Raw genomic sequence first — 16,043 nt, 5'->3', positions numbered from 1 at the left:
GCCGGGCTCTCGTAGGGTGGAGTCATGGCAGACAGCTCCTGGTCGCTCGGTCGCGCGCTGCGCGGCCTGTTCGTCAAGCCCACGATCGACGAGAACACGTGGGAGGACCTCGAGACGGCCCTGCTGACGGCCGACTTCGGTCCCGACATCACCGAGCGGCTCGTCGACGAGCTGCGCGCGAAGGTCGAGCGGTACCGCACGACCGACCCGAAGGATCTGCAGCGCATGCTGACGGAGACTCTCGAGGAGCACTTCGCGAAGTTCGACACGACGCTGAAGCTCACCGAGCGCCCGGCCGTCGTCCTCGTGGTCGGTGTCAACGGCGTGGGCAAGACCACCACGATCGGCAAGTTCGCGAAGTTCCTCCGCCGCTACCAGCGCAGCGTCGTCGTCGGGGCGGCCGACACGTTCCGTGCCGCGGCGGTCGACCAGCTCGCCACGTGGGCGCAGCGCTCCGGTGTTGCGATCGTGCGTCCCGAGCGCGAGGGGCAGGACCCGGCATCCGTCGCCTTCCAGACCGTCGAGTACGCCCAGCGCACCGGCACCGAGATCGTCATCGTCGACACGGCGGGCCGCCTGCACACCAAGGGCGGACTGATGGACGAGCTCACGAAGATCCGCCGCGTCATCGAGAAGCTCGCGCCGATCAGCGAGGTGCTGCTCGTGCTCGATGCCACGACCGGGCAGAACGGCGTGATGCAGGCCCAGGCGTTCCTCGAGCACGCCGGCGTCACGGGTCTCGTGCTGACCAAGCTCGACGGCTCCGCGAAGGGCGGTTTCGTGCTCGCCGTGCAGGAGCGCACGGGCATCCCGGTGAAGCTCCTGGGACAGGGCGAGGGCATCGACGACCTCACCGGATTCACGCCCCACGTCTTCGCGGCATCCCTCGTCGGCTGATCGTCCGCATTCGCCTGAATGGGCCTGCCCGGGGCCTGTTCGGAATGACGGCCGACGCGCCGTGCGACGGTCTACCGCATCCGCCCCGACCCTGGTTCTATGGGGATATGGCCATCGAGCACGACTTCTTCGGACTCCTCGAATCCGGACCGGACGGGTCCATCTTCTGGTCCGAGACGGTGGAGCTCGGCGACCAGGCGGTGACGGTCGATCTGACCGCGCCGGATCAGGACGATGTCTCTCAGGCGGCGCTGGATGTGGCCGCGGCGATGGTGTCATCCCTCGAATCGCTCGATGTCGCCGCACGCAATGCGATGGTGTCGGAATTGGACGACCGCACGAGCGAGGTGACCGAGTACATCCTCCAACAGCAGGAGGAACTCGGCGACGACATCGAGAGCTTGCTCGTGGACGTCTCGGGCGACCTGCACATCGACGTCATCCGCTCGCTGCAGTTCATGAGCATGACGATCCTCGCCGACGAGCACGGGGGATCCGACCCGTTCGCGGTGCTCGAGTACGCGCTCGACCCGGATGCGACGGACGACGTGCTGCTGGTGAACCTCGACTCCGACGGGTCGGTGCTCTCGGTCACGAGCGCCGACTGAGCACAGCGGCTCTCAGACCGCCTGTGCGAACCCGAGGCCGTGTTCGGCGATGTCGCGCGCGAGGTGCGACAGGTGCGGCGGGATGTCGCGTCCCTTCGAGATCATCGACTGCGCCCACAGGCGACCCGCACGGTACGACGAGCGCACGAGGGGACCGGCGAGCACGCCGAGGAAGCCGATGCGCTCCGCCTCCTCCTTGAAGCCGACGAACTCGTCGGGGCGCACCCAGCGGGCCACCGGAAGGTGGCGCGGCGACGGACGCAGGTACTGCGTGATCGTGACGATGTCGGTGCCGGCATCGTGCAGGTCCTGAAGAGCCTGGACGACCTCCTCCGGCTCCTCGCCCATGCCGAGGATGAGGTTCGACTTCGTGATGAGACCCGCATCCCGCGCCTGCGTCAGCACGTCGAGCGAGCGCTCGTAGCGGAACGCGGGGCGGATGCGCTTGAAGATGCGCGGAACCGTCTCGACGTTGTGCGCGAAGACCTCCGGGCGGGCGTCGAACACCTCGCGCAGCAGCGCGGGGTCGCCGTTGAAGTCGGTCGCCAGCAGCTCGACCCCGGTCCCGGGGTTCTGCGCATGGATCTGACGGACCGTCTCGGCGTTGAGCCATGCCCCGCCGTCGGGCAGGTCGTCGCGCGCGACGCACGTCACGGTCGCGTAGCGCAGCTGCATCCGCTGCACGCTCTCGGCCACGCGCCGCGGCTCGTCGACGTCGTAGTCGGCGGGCTTTCCGGTGTCGATCTGACAGAAGTCGCACCGTCGCGTGCACTGCGAGCCGCCGATGAGGAACGTCGCCTCCCGGTCCTCCCAGCACTCGTAGATGTTGGGACAGCCGGCCTCCTGGCACACCGTGTGCAGGCCCTCGTCCTTCACGAGGGAGTGCAGCGCCTGATACTCCGGACCGAGCTTCGCCTTGGTCTTGATCCACTCCGGCTTGCGCTCGATCGGCGTCTGCGCGTTGCGGACCTCGAGGCGCAGCAGCTTGCGGCCGTCGGGAACGCTCATGCCGCGACCTCCGCGTACTCGGCGGTGAACGCGCGCGACACGGTGTCGAGGACGTCGGCCGGGGAGATCTCCGCCCCGGCGACCTCGCTGAGCGTCGTGACGCCTGCATCCGAGATCCCGCACGGGATGATGCTGCGGAATGCGGCGAGCGAGTTGTCGCAGTTGAGCGCGAAGCCGTGCATCGTCACCCCCCGCTGCACGCGGACCCCGATCGCGGCGACCTTGTCCTCGCCGAGCGGCCGGCGCACCCAGACCCCGCTGCGCCCCTCGACGCGGTAGCCCTCGACACCGTAGGTCGCGAGCACGCCGATGAGGACATGCTCGAGCGTCCGCACGTGCGCCACGACGTCGATCGGCTCGTGGAGCCGGACGATCGGGTATCCGACGAGCTGGCCCGGGCCGTGCCACGTGATCTTGCCGCCGCGGTCGACGTCGACGACGGGCGTGCCGTCGGTCGGGCGCTCGTGACGGGCGGTGCGCGCCCCGGCCGTGTAGACGGGCTCGTGCTCGAGGAGCAGCAGGGTGTCGGGTCGCGTTCCCGCGACGACATCGGAATGGATGCTGCGCTGCAGCGCCCATCCGTCGAGATAGGGGATGTAGTCCGGGGCGAGGCCGACGGTCTGGATCTCGAGCACGCTGCTCCTTCGCTTGTGGCGCGTTTGTGGATCGCGTCCAACAATACTCGGAAGGAGGCGTTCCCGCCTCAGGCGGCCGAGGAGCTGAGCGTCGACTCCCCGCAGCTCGCGCAGTGAGCGACGACCCTCGGCGGTCACGGCGAGGCTCGTGCGGCCCTCCCGATGGAGGTCAGATCCTGCGTCCTGCAGGCGACGGCAGTCCGGGGGCCACTCCGGGGAGTGCCGAAGCATCCCTGCGCCGCCGTCGACCGGTCCTAGGGTGGGACCATGTCGAGCGAGTCCCGGGCCGGCCGGCCGAAGGCGTCGTCGCGCGAGACGCTGGCGGAGGCGGCCTGCGAGCTCTTCCTGGAGCGCGGCTACGCGGCGACCTCGGTGGGCGACATCGCCGCGCGCGCCGGCGTGAGCCGCTCCAGCTTCTTCAACTACTTCTCCTCCAAGGCCGACATCCTCTGGTCGGGTCTCGACGAGCGGCTCGCGGATGCTGCGGCTCGACTGGATGCGGCGGATGCGCCGCCCGTGGGCGTCGCGCTCTCCGCGGCTCTCAGCGGGTTCGTGCCGGACAGCCTCGCCCTCGCCATCGTCAACGCCGAGGCGATGGGCCTCGACGAGGAGCTCTCGCGCGAGGCGTCGGTGCGCCGGACGCGCATCGCCCACGCCGTGTCGCGTCGCCTGGAGCGGGACGGCGCGGAGACGCTGCGCGCGGAGATCGCCGGAGCGGCATACGCCGCCGCCGTCCTCGCGTCCGTCTGGTCGTGGGCCCACGACGGCGCGGGGCGTGCACCTCTCGAGCCGACCGTCCGACGCGCGCTGGACATCGCGGCGGAGGCGGCGCCCAGTCGCGTGTCCCAGTTGCGCGTCGTGGTCGCCGCAGACGATCTCGACGGTGCGCTCGCCTTCTACCGTGACGCCCTGGGGCTTGCGCAGCAGGAGTCGTACGACGGCGACAGGGGCGCCCGCGTCGCGATCCTCGGGGCGGGCAGGGCGACGCTGGAGCTCGCGAACGCGGCGCAGGTGCGCTTCATCGACCGCGTCGAGACGGACGGCGTGACGAGCCCGCACATCCGCCTCGCGTTCGAAGTGGCCGACTCGGCGGCGGAGACGCGGCGGCTGGAGGCCGCAGGGGCGACGGTCCTCGCCTCCGCCCGCGAGACCCCGTGGCGCTCGCTCAACGCACGCCTCCAGGGACCCGCGGATCTGCAGCTCACGCTCTTCCAGGAGCTCGGCCCGGCCGACTGAGCGCGGGCCGCGGGCGGACGAGCCGCCTGCGGACCGACGAACCGCCGGGTGCGCTCCCGTAGAATCGAGGGATCATGGCTACCTTCGGCACGCTCTCCGATCGGCTCACCGAGACCTTCCGCAACCTTCGCACCAAGGGCAAGCTCACGCCCGCGGACGTGGACGGCACCGTCCGGGAGATCCGGCGCGCCCTGCTCGACGCCGACGTCGCGCTGCCCGTCGTCAAGGAGTTCACCGCGAAGGTGCGCGAACGCGCTCTCGGCGACGAGGTCAATCGGGCGCTCAATCCCGCGCAGCAGGTCGTGCAGATCGTCAACGAGGAGCTCGTGGCGATCCTCGGCGGGGAGCAGCGCCGGCTGCAGTTCGCCAAGAACCCGCCGACGGTCATCATGCTCGCGGGCCTGCAGGGCTCGGGCAAGACGACCTTCGCGGGCAAGCTGGCGAAGCAGCTCGAGAAGGACGGACACACACCGCTCCTGGTCGCCGCGGATCTGCAGCGACCGAATGCCGTCAACCAGCTGCAGGTGGTCGCACAGCAGGCGGGCGCAGCCATCTATGCTCCCGAGCCGGGCAACGGCGTGGGCGACCCGGTGAAGGTCGCCAAGGACGGCGTCGAGCAGGCGCGTCGGGCGCTGCACGACATCGTCATCATCGACACCGCCGGCCGCCTCGGCGTGGACGCCGAGATGATGAAGCAGGCGGCCGACATCCGTCGTGCCGTCGACCCGGACGAGGTGCTGTTCGTCATCGACGCGATGATCGGTCAGGATGCCGTCAACACGGCCAAGGCCTTCCAGGAGGGCGTCGACTTCACCGGCGTGGTCCTGTCCAAGCTCGACGGCGACGCGCGCGGCGGCGCTGCGCTCTCGGTCGCCTCGGTGACCGGACGCCCGATCATCTACGCGTCCATGGGCGAGGGCCTCGACGACCTCGAGCCGTTCTACCCGGACCGCATGGCCAGCCGCATCCTGGACCTCGGCGACATCCTCACCCTCATCGAACAGGCGCAGGCCGCGTTCGACGAGGAGGAGGCCCGCAAGGTCGCGGAGAAGATCGCCAACGATCAGTTCACCCTCGAGGACTTCCTCGACCAGCTTCAGCAGATGAAGAAGATGGGGTCGATGAAGAAGATGCTCGGGATGCTCCCGGGCATGGGTCAGATGAAGCAGCAGCTCGACAACTTCGACGACAGCGAGATGGATCGCACCGAGGCGATCATCCGCTCGATGACTCCGGGCGAGCGACGCAACCCGAAGATCCTCAACGGCTCGCGCCGACTGCGCATCGCACGCGGCTCCGGGATGACGGTCACCGACGTCAACCAGCTCGTGCAGCGCTTCGACCAGGCGGCGAAGATGATGAAGACCGTCGCTCGCGGCGGTGTGCCGAACATCCCCGGCATGGGTCCGATGGGCAAGCCCGGCGCGTCGAGCAAGCGCGGCAAGACGGCGCAGAAGGGCCGCTCCGGCTCGCGCTCGGGCAACCCCGCCAAGCGCGCAGCCGAGAACGCGGGGATCACCGCGGCTCCCGCTGCACCGACCGGTTCGGGCTTCGGGCTCGCGGGAGCGACGCAGGGCGCGCCGACCGAGGCCGACATGGCCGAGATCCAGAAGCTCTTCGGCAACCGCTGAGGCATCCGGCGCGCCAGAGCCCGGCCCGAGCCGACCGAGGCGGCAGCCGCCGAGAGCCCGTCCCGCGCGTCAGAGAGCGAGGCCGACGCCGGCCAGCGCGCGGCGCACCGACTCGGCGAGGACCCGCTGACCGTCGATCGTCGGATGCACGTCGTCGGACTGCATCCATTCCGGGTGTCCCTCGAGCGGCTGGCCGAGATCGAGGTAGAGGGCGTGCTGGACGGCCGCCGCGCGCTCGATCGCGGTCGACGAGGACGTCACCTCCTCCGGCCAGGAGTCCTCGTCGTTCCAGACCGTACTGAGCGCGACGATGGTGGCGTGGGGCACGGCGGAGCGCAGCGCGGCCATCGTGGCCTGCGTCGCCTCATCGATCGCGGCATCCGTCTGCCCGATGTCGTTGCTCGACGACTCCACGATGACGAGCGTCGGCTGGGCCTGCGCGGCCTGCGCGATGAGGCCGGCGTAGTTCGTGCCGCATCCGCCGATCGCGATGAAGCCGGCGCCGCTGCACGCGAGGTTGACGAGCTTCGTCGGCGTTCCCGTCGCCAGCAGGGACGGCCAGGCGTACTGCTCGTCGAGGCCGAGACCGGCCATGATCGAGTCCCCGATGGTGACCACGACCTGCGGCTGCGCGCCGGAAGCCGGTGCCGGTGCGGCCGTCGCCGAGGAGGACGGAGCCGGCGTCGCGGTCGCTGTCGCCTGCGCCGCCTCGGCGGGTGTGCCCGTCGGTGAGCTCGCGGTGGCGGTGGCCGCGCACCCGGTGAGGACGACGGCGAGGGCGGCGAGGACGGCGGCGGTACGGGCACGGCGGGGGAGCAGCACTCGCTCCACGGTACGCCTCGACGGCGACACGGCCATATCCGGCCGGGCATCCATGGCGGATGCGTAGGAGGAGGATGGCTCGCGCTCAGTGGCGGAGGGCGGCGAGGTGCGCGCGCAGGGTCGGACCCTCGCGGAACTCCCCGATGAGGTGCTGGACCACGGCGCGCAGATCGCCCTCGGAGGCATCGGCGACCATGGTCTGGCGGGCGTAGCTCGCACCCTGGGTCGTGATCGTCTGGAGTCCGGCGAACTCGCGGGAGCACTTGAGCTCGATCGCGATGTCGGCGAGGTCCTCCATCGTCTCGGCGAGGTGATCGCGGACGGAGCGCTGTGTGCCGATCGCATCCACGATCACCCGGGCATCCAAGCCGTACCGGGCCGCGCGCCACTTGTTCTCCCGCAGATACCAGGGCTGCAGGGACGGGAGGGTCGCGCCCTCGTCGAGCTCGCGCGAGAAGTGCTCCACGAGCACCTGGGTGAGCGCGGCGACGGCCGCGAGCTCCGGCAGCGTCGACATGCCGTCGCACGCGCGGACCTCGATCGTGCCCCAGCGCGGCGCGGGTCGGATGTCCCAGCGCACCTCCGTCGCGTCCGCCATCACACCCGTGCGCTGCATGTCATCCAGATATCCCTCGAACTCCGCCCAGGACTGCAACGGCCAGGGCAGACCCGCGGTGGGCAGCTGCTGGAAGACGAGCGCGCGGTTCGACGCATAGCCCGTGCGCTCGCCGGCCCAGAACGGGCTGGATGCCGACAGCGCCTGAAGGTGCGGCAGGTACATCGCAAGGGCGTTCATGATCGGGAACACCTTCTGCACGTCGTCGACGCCGACATGCACGTGGATGCCCCAGATCATCATGTTGCGGCCCCACCACTGGGTCCGCTCGATGAGCTTGTGATAGCGCGTCTTATCGGTGACGCCCTGCTCGTACCACTGGGCGAAGGGGTGGCTGCCCGCGCACAGCAGCTCCACGCCGAGCCCGTCCGTCACGCGACGGACGGCTGCGATCGCGTCCGCGATGTCGTCGACGGCGGTGGCGACCGTGTCGCCGACGCCGCTCGTCACCTCCACGGTGTTCGTCAGCAGCTCTCCCGTGACGCTGAACCGCTCGTGGGCCGTCTCCTCCGCGAGGGCGCTGAGGATCCCGGGGGCGTGCGGAACCAGAGCACCTGTCTCGCCGTCGGCGAGCATGATCTCCCACTCGATCCCCACCGTCGAGCGCGCGGATGGCGCGAAGGGCACCGTCATGCGCACAGTCTGACACGAGGCTCGCCGCCGGTTCGCGGCATCCGTCATGATCTGGCAGAATTGATGGTTGGACCGCCGTCCGACCCTCTAATCCGACGCGCGGACCGACCCACAGAGCTTCCGCCGGGTGTGCACCCCACGCTTCTGGCGACGTTCGACGTTCACACACACCAGTTCAGGAGAATTGTGGCTGTCAAGATCCGCCTCAAGCGGCTCGGCAAGATCCGTGCCCCGTATTACCGCATCGTCGTCGCCGACTCGCGCACCAAGCGCGATGGTCGTGTCATCGAGGAGATCGGCAAGTACCACCCCACCGAGGAGCCCTCGTTCATCGAGGTCGACTCCGACCGCGCGCAGTACTGGCTGGGCGTCGGCGCGCAGCCGACCGAGCAGGTGCTCGCCATCCTCAAGCTCACGGGCGACTGGGGCAGGTTCAAGGGCGACAAGAACGCCGTCTCGACCGTGAAGACGGCCGAGGTCAAGGGCGAGTTCCAGATCGACGACGCCAAGAAGTCGGTCATCAAGCCCAAGGCGGAGAAGAAGACCGAAGAGCCGGCTCCCGCCGCGGACGAGGCCGCTGAGGCCGAGTCGACCGAGTCGGCCGAATAGTCGTGCTGGCCGCCGCGCTCGAGCACGTCGTCAAGGGGATCGTCGATCACCCGGACGACGTGCGGATCGTCTCGTCCACGTCGGCCCGCGGGGACGTGCTGCAGGTGCACGTGCACGCCGACGACCGTGGTCGCGTGATCGGGCGCGGCGGCCGTACCGCCAAGGCCCTGCGCACGCTCATCACCGCTCTCGCGGATGGGCGGCGCGTGCGCGTCGACGTCGCGGACGACTGATGGCCGAGGTCAAGGTCCCGCGTTCCTCCTCCGAGTCCAAGCCCGCGCGTACGCAGCTTCGCGTCGGGCGGCTCCTGAAGGCCCACGGCCTGAAGGGAGCGCTCAAGCTCGAGCTGTACACCGACGACCCGGACGGGCGCTTCGTCCCCGGCGCGGTCTTCACCCTCCAGGTGCCCGAGTCCTCGCCGTGGCACGGCAAGTCGGTCACCGTCCGCGAGTTCCGCTGGATGAACTCGCATCCCGTCGTCTTCCTCCAGGACGTCGACGACCGCACAGCGGCGGAGAGCCTCGTGCGCGCGATCCTCTGGATCGATCAGGATGCCGGCGCCGAATCGTCCGAGGACGACGCCTGGTACGACCACCAGCTCGTCGGCCTCGAGGTCATCCGCGACGGCGAGACGATCGGCCGGGTCCTGCGCATCGATCACTTCCCCGCGCAGGATCTGCTGATCGTGCGCAGCGGCGAGCGCGAGGTGCTCGTGCCGTTCGTGAAGGCGATCGTCCCCGAGGTCGACATCGCGGCGGGTCGTGTCGTCGTCACCCCGCCGCCCGGCCTCTTCGAGGACCTGGCCGCCGACGAGGACGAGCCGGGCGACGCCGAAGCCGACGCCGACCCCACGGACGCCGACTCCGGGGAGTGAGCCTCCCCGGCTAGCATCGTCGGGTGCGCATCGACGTCCTGACGATCTTCCCCTCCTTCTTCGACGTGCTCGAGGTCTCGCTCCTCGGGAAGGCGCGCGGGGCGGGTCTCCTCGATGTCCGCGTGCACGACCTGCGCGACTGGACGCACGACCGTCACCGCACCGTCGACGACACGCCCTACGGGGGCGGCGCGGGCATGGTCATGAAGCCGGAGCCCTGGGGCGAGGCGCTGGATGCCGTCACGGCGGGCTCGGAGCGCCCCGTGATCGTCTTCCCCTCGCCGGCGGGCGAGCTCTTCACGCAGCGCACGGCGCGGGCGTTCGTCGAGACGGACCACCTCGTGTTCGGCTGCGGTCGGTACGAGGGCATCGACGAGCGGGTGTTCGCCTACGCCGCGACGCTCGGCGAGGTGCGGCTCATGAGCCTCGGCGACTACGTCCTCAACGGGGGAGAGGTCGCGGCCATGGCCATGATCGAGGCCGTGGGGCGGCTCATCCCCGGCGTCGTCGGCAATCCCGACAGCCTCGTCGAGGAGTCGCACGAGGACGGTCTGCTGGAGTACCCGTCGTACACGAAGCCGTCGGCCTGGCGCGGTTATGAGGTGCCGCCGGTCCTGCTGAGCGGCAACCACGGCGCGATCGCCGCGTGGCGGCACGAGCAGCAGCTGCTGCGCACGCGGGAGCGGCGGCCCGATCTCCTCGTCGACGAGGAGTGACGACCTCACATTCACCGCTCACCGGCTGTGGGGTGGATGTGATGACGGGGTAACCCCATGGACGACGGCACGGAACGTGGTGCGCCGATGATCGGAGCATGCCGGAGACCCGCACCGTCTGTTCGTACTGCGGAGTCGGCTGCGGCATCGCCGTGACGGCGGCGCCCGCTGCACTGAAGGTGGCAGGCGACAGGTCGCACCCGACCAATCGCGGTCGGCTCTGCACGAAGGGCGCCACGCACGCCGACCTGATGCGGGCACCCGGGCGGCTGGCATCCGCTCTCGTCCGCCCGGTGCGGGGCGAGGCTCCTGCTCCCGTGCCACTCGATGACGCGATCTCGGATGCCGCGGCCCGGCTGAGCGCGATCATCGCCGAGCACGGTCCGGATGCCGTGGCCCTCTACGTCTCGGGCCAGCTGAGCACCGAGGCGCAGTACCTCGCGAACAAGCTCGTGAAGGGCTACGTGCGCGGCATGCACATCGAGTCCAACTCCCGCCTGTGCATGGCCTCTGCCGGGACGGGCTACAAGCAGTCGCTGGGCGCGGACGGCCCTCCCGGCTCGTACGAGGACCTCGACCGCGCCGACCTGTTCTTCGTCATCGGCTCCAACATGGCCGACTGCCACCCCATCCTGTTCCTGCGGATGGCCGACCGGCTGAAGCAGGGAGCGCGCCTGATCGTCGTCGACCCGCGGCGGACGACCACGGCCGAGCGGGCCGACCTGTTCCTGCAGATCCGCGCGGGAACGGATCTCGCCCTGCTCAACGGCCTGCTCCACCTGCTCGTCGAGTCGGGGTGCATCGACGAGGAGTTCATCGCGGCGCACACCGAGGGCTGGGAGGCCATGCCGGCATTCCTCGCCGAGTATCCTCCGGCCGTCGTGGCCGGACTCACGGGGCTCGCCGAGGACGACATCCGCACCGCCGCCCGCTGGATCGCGGAAGCGGGCGAATGGATGACGCTGTGGACGATGGGCCTCAACCAGTCGACCCACGGCACATGGTCGACGAACGCGATCTGCAACCTGCACCTGGCGACGGGCGCGATCTGCCGCCCGGGAAGCGGCCCGTTCTCGCTCACGGGACAGCCCAACGCCATGGGCGGTCGCGAGATGGGCTACATGGGGCCGGGACTGCCCGGACAGCGGTCCGTCTTCAGCGCGGACGACCGCGCCTTCGTCGAGCAGGTGTGGGGGTTGGAGCCCGGTGCGATCCGCGCGGATTCGGGCACGGGGACCATCGACATGTTCCGGCGCGTGGCGGCAGGCGAGATCAAGGCCGTCTGGATCATCTGCAGCAACCCCGTCGCATCCGTCGCCAACCGGAGCACCGTGATCGAGGCCCTCGAGGCGGCCGAGCTCGTGATCGTGCAGGATGCCTACGCCGAGACCGCCACGACGGCCTACGCCGACATCGCGCTGCCGGCGGCGATGTGGATCGAGTCCGACGGCGTCATGGTGAGCAGCGATCGAACGCTCACGATGGTGCGCGAGGTGCTGGAGCCGCCCGGGGAGGCGCTGCCGGACTGGCTCACCATCTGCCGTGTGGCGAAGGCGATGGGCTACGGCGAGGGATTCGACTTCGAGACCAGCGCGGAGGTGTTCGACGAGATCCGTCGGTTCTGGAACCCGCAGACCGGGTGGGACCTGCGCGGCGTCACGTACGACCGCCTGCGGAAAGGGCCGGTGCAGTGGCCGGCGCCGCCGGACGACGCGGCGGACCGGCATCCCATCCGCTACCTGAACGACGGGGTGAGCCAGACCCTGCGCATCGCCGAGGACGGATCGATCCCGGCGCTCGCCTTCCCGACGCCGTCGCGTCGCGCGCAGTTCCTGGCGCGACCCCACATGGATGCCGCGGAGCTGCCCGATGACGATCACCCCTGGGTGCTGAACACCGGTCGGCTGCCGCATCAGTGGCACACGATGACGAAGACCGGGAAGGTCGGCGCGCTCACGAAGCTGAATCCCGGCCCGTTCGTGGAGCTTCACCCGAGGGATGCGGCGGCGCACGGCATCGCGGACGGCGACGAGGTCGAGGTCGCCTCCCGTCGGGGGCGTTTCGTCGTTCCGGCGGTCGTGACCGATCGGGTGCAGCCCGGGAACCTCTTCGCGCCGTTCCACTGGAACGACGAGCACGGCGAGCACCTCGCGGTGAACGCCGCCACGAGCGACGCCGTCGACGAGTACTCGGCGCAGCCCGAGCTCAAGTACGCGGCCGTGTCGGTTCGGCGGGTCGGACCGCCACGGCAGGCGACGGATGCGCCGCCGGCCGCGGTGGCGACACCGGCCGCGCCCTCCGTCCTCGCGGCGGCCGGGCTCACGCCGCCCGCCCTGACGGACGTCGAAGCCGCCTACCTCGCAGGCTTCCTGACATCGACGGCGTCCGTCGCAGGACTGCCTGCCATCCCGCCCACCGCGCCGCTGTCGCCCCTCGCGCGCGCCTGGGCCGACGGGCTGCTCGCGGGCGCGCGAGCCGGCTCGGCCGAGGCGGTCGAGGCGCTGGACGAGGTCATCCTCGCCTGGGGATCGCAGACGGGCTCGGCGGAGGAGTTCGCCGCCGGGGCGGCGGAGACGATGCGGGCCAACGGCATCCCGGTGAGCGTGCGCAGCATGGCCGATCTCCGGGCGGACGAACTCGCGGAGGCGCGGCGCCTGCTCGTCGTCACGTCGACCTTCGGCGACGGCGGCCCGCCGGACAACGCGGCGGCGCTGTGGAGCGAGCTCGCGGCCGACACCGCCCCGGAGCTCACCGGCCTGAGCTACGCGGTGCTGGCCCTGGGCGACTCGAACTACGACGACTTCTGCGGACACGGCCGCCGCCTCGACGAGCGGCTCGGTGCGCTCGGCGCATCCGCGATCCTGGAGCGGGTCGACGTGGAGCCCGACGCCGATGGGAGCCGCGACGCCTGGCTCGACCGGGTCGTCGGACTGCTCGGCACCGGCACCGCGCCGGCCGAGGCGACCCGATCCACCCAGCGGCTCTTCACGCGGACGAACCCCGTGTTCGCGTCCCGCGTGCGCAACGATCTGCTGAGCGGGCGCGGCTCCGCGAAGGAGGTCCGGCGCTTCGCCCTCGACATCGCCGACACGGGTGCCGCCTACGAGGCGGGCGACTCGCTCGGCGTCGTGTGCGCGAACAGCTCCTCCGTGGTCGCCGAGTGGCTGGAGGCCACCGGCATCCCGGCGGGGACGATCGTCGAGATCGACGATCGGGAGCGCTCGTTCGGCGATGCGCTGCGGACGCGGCTCGACATCACCCGGACCCCGCTCGACCTCGTGCGCTTCGTCGCCGAGCGCAGCGGCGACAGCACGCTCGCGGCGCTCCTGCGCAGGGAGAACAAGGGTCGGCTGGAGCAGTTCCTGTGGGGCCGTCAGGCCGTCGACCTCGTCCGCGCGTTCCCGGTGGATGCCTCGGCCGCGGAGTGGGTCGACGTGCTCAAGCGCCTGCAGCCTCGGCAGTACTCGATCTCGTCGAGCCCGAAGTCCGGTGCCGGCACGGTCGAGCTCACGGTGTCGGTCGTGCGCTTCGAGACGGATGCGGGCGATCGCCGCGGCGGCGTGTGCTCGACCTTCCTCGCCGACGGCGAGGAGCCGGGGGTGCCCGTCTTCCTCCAGCGCTCCGCAGACTTCCGGCCTCCGAGCGACCCCGGCGCGCCGATGGTCATGATCGGCCCCGGCACGGGGATCGCGCCGTTCCGCGGATTCCTTCACGACCGCCGCGCGGACGGGCACTCCGGACGCAACTGGCTGTTCTTCGGCGAGCAGCACGAGTCCACCGACTTCTACTACCGCGAGGAGCTCGAGGCCATGCGCGCCGACGGCTTCCTCACGCGCCTCGACGTCGCGTTCTCGCGGGATCAGCGGCAGAAGATCTACGTGCAGGACCGCATGGTCGAGCACGGCTCGGAGCTGTGGCGCTGGCTCGAGGACGGCGCCCACGTCTACGTGTGCGGTGACGCGACGCGCATGGCGCCCGACGTGGAGGCGGCGCTCGTCTCGATCGCGCAGCTGCACGGCGGCCTGTCGGCCGACGGTGCCGCGGAGTACGTCCAGCGGATGGCAGCCGACCGCCGCTACGCCCGCGACGTCTACTGATCCTCCGGCTCCGGCTCGGCTCCGGCTCCGCTCCTCGGCGCACGAAGAGGAGGGGCGCACGAAAGGGAGGAGGGATGCGCCGGGTCGACGCATCCCTCCTCCCGTGCGTGTCGTGTCAGATGCGCTGCTTCGCGAGCGATGCGCGGGGGATGACGTACACCACCACCGTGAGCGCGAACAGCGCCGCGTACGCGAGGACGAAGCCGGTGAAGGCCGCCGCGTAGCCGCCCGTGGACGCCTGCGAGGCGTTCAGGATCTGCGGCACGATGAACCCTCCGTAGGCGCCGATGGCTGCGACGATGCCGAGGGATGCCGCCGCCCGGCGCTGCACGGTCACGGCCTCGGGTGATCCGGCGGCGATGCCCTTCGCGTGCGCCCGCGCGGCGAAGATGCTCGGGATCATCCGGTATGCGGAGCCGTTGCCGACACCCGTCGCCGCGAAGAGCACCAGGAAGCAGGCCAGGTAGGCGCCGAAGGCGTGGAGGGGCATCACGAGGATGAGCGTGACGGTGGCCGCGGCCATGAGGGCGAAGGCGGCCGCGGTCACACGTGCGCCGCCCCAGCGGTCGGCGAGGCGGCCGCCGAACGGTCGGGCGAGCGACCCGACGAGCGCACCGAGGAACGCGAGGGAGACGATGGCGCCGCCGACGTGGATCGCCGACATCGCCGGGAACTGGTCGGTCATGAGCTTCGGGAAGACGCTCGCGAACCCGATGAACGAGCCGAACGTGCCGATGTACAGGAGCGCCATGATCCACAGGTGCGGTTCGCGCAGCGCACCGGCGGATCCGCGGACATCGGCCTTCGCCGACGACAGGTTGTCCATGCAGCGCCACGCCCCGATCATGGCGACGAGGATGAGGGGGATCCACATCCATCCCGCAAGGGGAAGCCGGATGGTGGCCGCGGCGCCGATCGTCACGACGATCGGGACGGCGAACTGGGCGACGGATGTGCCGAGGTTGCCGCCTGCGGCGTTGAGGCCGAGCGCCCAGCCCTTCTCGCGCTGCGGGAAGAAGTACGTGATGTTCGCCATCGAGCTCGCGAAGTTGCCGCCGCCGACGCCTGCGAGGGCGGCGACGAGCAGGAGCACCCCGAAGGGCGTCTCAGGGTTCGACACGACGATCCCGAGGAGCACCGTCGGGATGAGAAGCAGGCCGGCCGACACGATCGTCCAGTTGCGGCCGCCGAAGATCGCGACCATGAACGTGTACGGGAACCGGAGGGTCGCGCCGACGAGGCTCGGCAGGGAGATGAGCCAGAAGGACTCCGAGGTCGTCAGGTGGAAGCCTGCGGCCGGCAGCATCACGACGACGATGCTCCACAGCTGCCAGACGATGAAGCCGAGGAACTCCGCGAAGATCGACCAGCGCAGGTTGCGGTGGGCGATCGCGCGGCCTTCGGCCTGCCAGAATCCGATGTCCTCCGGGTCCCATCCGTCGATCCAGCGACCGGGTCGGCGGGTCAGGGACAGGCTCGCGGTGCTCGGTGTCGAGCCGGTTGTCGTGCGGGGTGTGGTGGTGGTGGTCATGTGCGCCTCCTCGAGGGTCAGCGGGCGAGTGCCACTCACGCTATGAGCGTCGCGTTTCCGCCGATCGGGCGCCGTCTTGCGCCGAGGTCACGTCTTCGTCACCGGAGGCGGCGGCATCGGGTGGGGGTTT

At 70.5% G+C, this 16,043-nt stretch carries 14 protein-coding genes; 9 read left to right on the top strand and 5 right to left on the bottom strand.

The annotated features are described in order from the left end of the window. Positions 1 to 24: 24 nt before the first annotated feature. Positions 25 to 897, top strand: coding sequence for a signal recognition particle-docking protein FtsY (gene ftsY / locus SM116_RS10620; protein ID WP_320940958.1), 873 nt, complete (start codon positions 25 to 27; stop codon positions 895 to 897). Positions 898 to 1,004: 107 nt separating this feature from the next. Further along, positions 1,005 to 1,505, top strand: coding sequence for a DUF2004 domain-containing protein (locus tag SM116_RS10615; RefSeq protein WP_320940957.1), 501 nt, complete (start codon positions 1,005 to 1,007; stop codon positions 1,503 to 1,505). Between the two features lie 12 nt (positions 1,506 to 1,517). Here the strand turns inward: SM116_RS10615 and lipA are convergent, their stop codons facing one another. Together lipA and lipB are read right to left on the bottom strand one after the other, a co-directional pair. After that, positions 1,518 to 2,513, bottom strand: a complete 996-nt coding sequence (gene lipA, locus SM116_RS10610) for a lipoyl synthase (RefSeq protein ID WP_320940956.1) — start codon at positions 2,511 to 2,513, stop codon at positions 1,518 to 1,520. After that, positions 2,510 to 3,193, bottom strand: coding sequence for a lipoyl(octanoyl) transferase LipB (gene lipB, locus SM116_RS10605; RefSeq protein WP_425563289.1), 684 nt, complete (start codon positions 3,191 to 3,193; stop codon positions 2,510 to 2,512). The genes lipA and lipB overlap by 4 nt, the downstream gene beginning before the upstream one ends. Positions 3,194 to 3,415: 222 nt before the next feature. On the opposite strand from lipB, the gene SM116_RS10600 reads away from it, so the two are divergent. Further along, positions 3,416 to 4,384: a TetR family transcriptional regulator gene (locus SM116_RS10600; RefSeq protein WP_320940954.1), complete on the top strand. Its 969-nt coding sequence runs from the start codon at positions 3,416 to 3,418 to the stop codon at positions 4,382 to 4,384. 74 nt (positions 4,385 to 4,458) lie between these two features. After that, positions 4,459 to 6,015, top strand: coding sequence for a signal recognition particle protein (gene ffh / locus SM116_RS10595; RefSeq protein WP_320940953.1), 1,557 nt, complete (start codon positions 4,459 to 4,461; stop codon positions 6,013 to 6,015). Between the two features lie 69 nt (positions 6,016 to 6,084). Here ffh and SM116_RS10590 read toward each other — a convergent pair whose 3' ends face one another. Together SM116_RS10590 and SM116_RS10585 are read right to left on the bottom strand one after the other, a co-directional pair. Beyond that, on the bottom strand, positions 6,085 to 6,837 hold the full coding sequence (locus tag SM116_RS10590) for an SGNH/GDSL hydrolase family protein (RefSeq protein ID WP_320940952.1): 753 nt from the start codon (positions 6,835 to 6,837) through the stop codon (positions 6,085 to 6,087). A gap of 85 nt (positions 6,838 to 6,922) precedes the next feature. Further along, positions 6,923 to 8,086, bottom strand: coding sequence for a glutamate--cysteine ligase (locus SM116_RS10585; protein WP_320940951.1), 1,164 nt, complete (start codon positions 8,084 to 8,086; stop codon positions 6,923 to 6,925). Between the two features lie 186 nt (positions 8,087 to 8,272). Between SM116_RS10585 and rpsP the strand changes: the two genes are divergently transcribed. The 5 genes from rpsP (at position 8,273) to SM116_RS10560 (ending at position 14,382) form a co-directional block, all read left to right on the top strand. Beyond that, on the top strand, positions 8,273 to 8,695 hold the full coding sequence (gene rpsP, locus SM116_RS10580) for a 30S ribosomal protein S16 (protein WP_320940950.1): 423 nt from the start codon (positions 8,273 to 8,275) through the stop codon (positions 8,693 to 8,695). A 2-nt stretch (positions 8,696 to 8,697) separates the two neighbouring features. Further along, the gene (locus tag SM116_RS10575) at positions 8,698 to 8,928 is read left to right on the top strand and encodes an RNA-binding protein (RefSeq protein WP_320940949.1); all 231 of its coding nucleotides are present in this window, start codon (positions 8,698 to 8,700) and stop codon (positions 8,926 to 8,928) included. Beyond that, positions 8,928 to 9,569 (top strand): ribosome maturation factor RimM, encoded by a 642-nt coding sequence (rimM, locus tag SM116_RS10570; RefSeq protein WP_320940948.1) that lies wholly within the window; start codon positions 8,928 to 8,930, stop codon positions 9,567 to 9,569. The genes SM116_RS10575 and rimM overlap by 1 nt, the downstream gene beginning before the upstream one ends. 23 nt (positions 9,570 to 9,592) lie before the next feature. Next, complete coding sequence (trmD, locus tag SM116_RS10565; protein WP_320940947.1) at positions 9,593 to 10,285, top strand: tRNA (guanosine(37)-N1)-methyltransferase TrmD; 693 nt, start codon at positions 9,593 to 9,595, stop codon at positions 10,283 to 10,285. Positions 10,286 to 10,383: 98 nt separating this feature from the next. Beyond that, a complete protein-coding gene (locus SM116_RS10560) occupies positions 10,384 to 14,382 on the top strand; it encodes a bifunctional nitrate reductase/sulfite reductase flavoprotein subunit alpha (RefSeq protein ID WP_320940946.1) in 3,999 nt (1,332 codons plus the stop codon). 115 nt (positions 14,383 to 14,497) lie between these two features. Here the strand turns inward: SM116_RS10560 and SM116_RS10555 are convergent, their stop codons facing one another. Next, positions 14,498 to 15,913, bottom strand: coding sequence for an MFS transporter (locus SM116_RS10555; RefSeq protein ID WP_320940945.1), 1,416 nt, complete (start codon positions 15,911 to 15,913; stop codon positions 14,498 to 14,500). Positions 15,914 to 16,043 lie beyond the last annotated feature (130 nt).

The organism is Microbacterium rhizosphaerae (assembly GCF_034120055.1).
GTDB lineage: Bacteria > Actinomycetota > Actinomycetes > Actinomycetales > Microbacteriaceae > Microbacterium > Microbacterium rhizosphaerae.
The sequence above is the reverse complement of the archived record's forward strand: the minus strand, read 5'-3'. Positions and strand labels throughout refer to the sequence as shown.

What these genes read in the sequence shown, in the direction of transcription:
- ffh (WP_320940953.1), top strand. Translation starts at nt 4,459, where the DNA reads ATGGCTACCTTCGGCACGCTCTCCGATCGGCTCACCGAGACCTTCCGC.
- SM116_RS10585 (WP_320940951.1), bottom strand. Translation starts at nt 8,086, where the DNA reads ATGACGGTGCCCTTCGCGCCATCCGCGCGCTCGACGGTGGGGATCGAG.
- lipA (WP_320940956.1), bottom strand. Translation starts at nt 2,513, where the DNA reads ATGAGCGTTCCCGACGGCCGCAAGCTGCTGCGCCTCGAGGTCCGCAAC.
- SM116_RS10600 (WP_320940954.1), top strand. Translation starts at nt 3,416, where the DNA reads ATGTCGAGCGAGTCCCGGGCCGGCCGGCCGAAGGCGTCGTCGCGCGAG.
- rimM (WP_320940948.1), top strand. Translation starts at nt 8,928, where the DNA reads ATGGCCGAGGTCAAGGTCCCGCGTTCCTCCTCCGAGTCCAAGCCCGCG.
- SM116_RS10555 (WP_320940945.1), bottom strand. Translation starts at nt 15,913, where the DNA reads ATGACCACCACCACCACACCCCGCACGACAACCGGCTCGACACCGAGC.
- SM116_RS10615 (WP_320940957.1), top strand. Translation starts at nt 1,005, where the DNA reads ATGGCCATCGAGCACGACTTCTTCGGACTCCTCGAATCCGGACCGGAC.
- ftsY (WP_320940958.1), top strand. Translation starts at nt 25, where the DNA reads ATGGCAGACAGCTCCTGGTCGCTCGGTCGCGCGCTGCGCGGCCTGTTC.
- SM116_RS10560 (WP_320940946.1), top strand. Translation starts at nt 10,384, where the DNA reads ATGCCGGAGACCCGCACCGTCTGTTCGTACTGCGGAGTCGGCTGCGGC.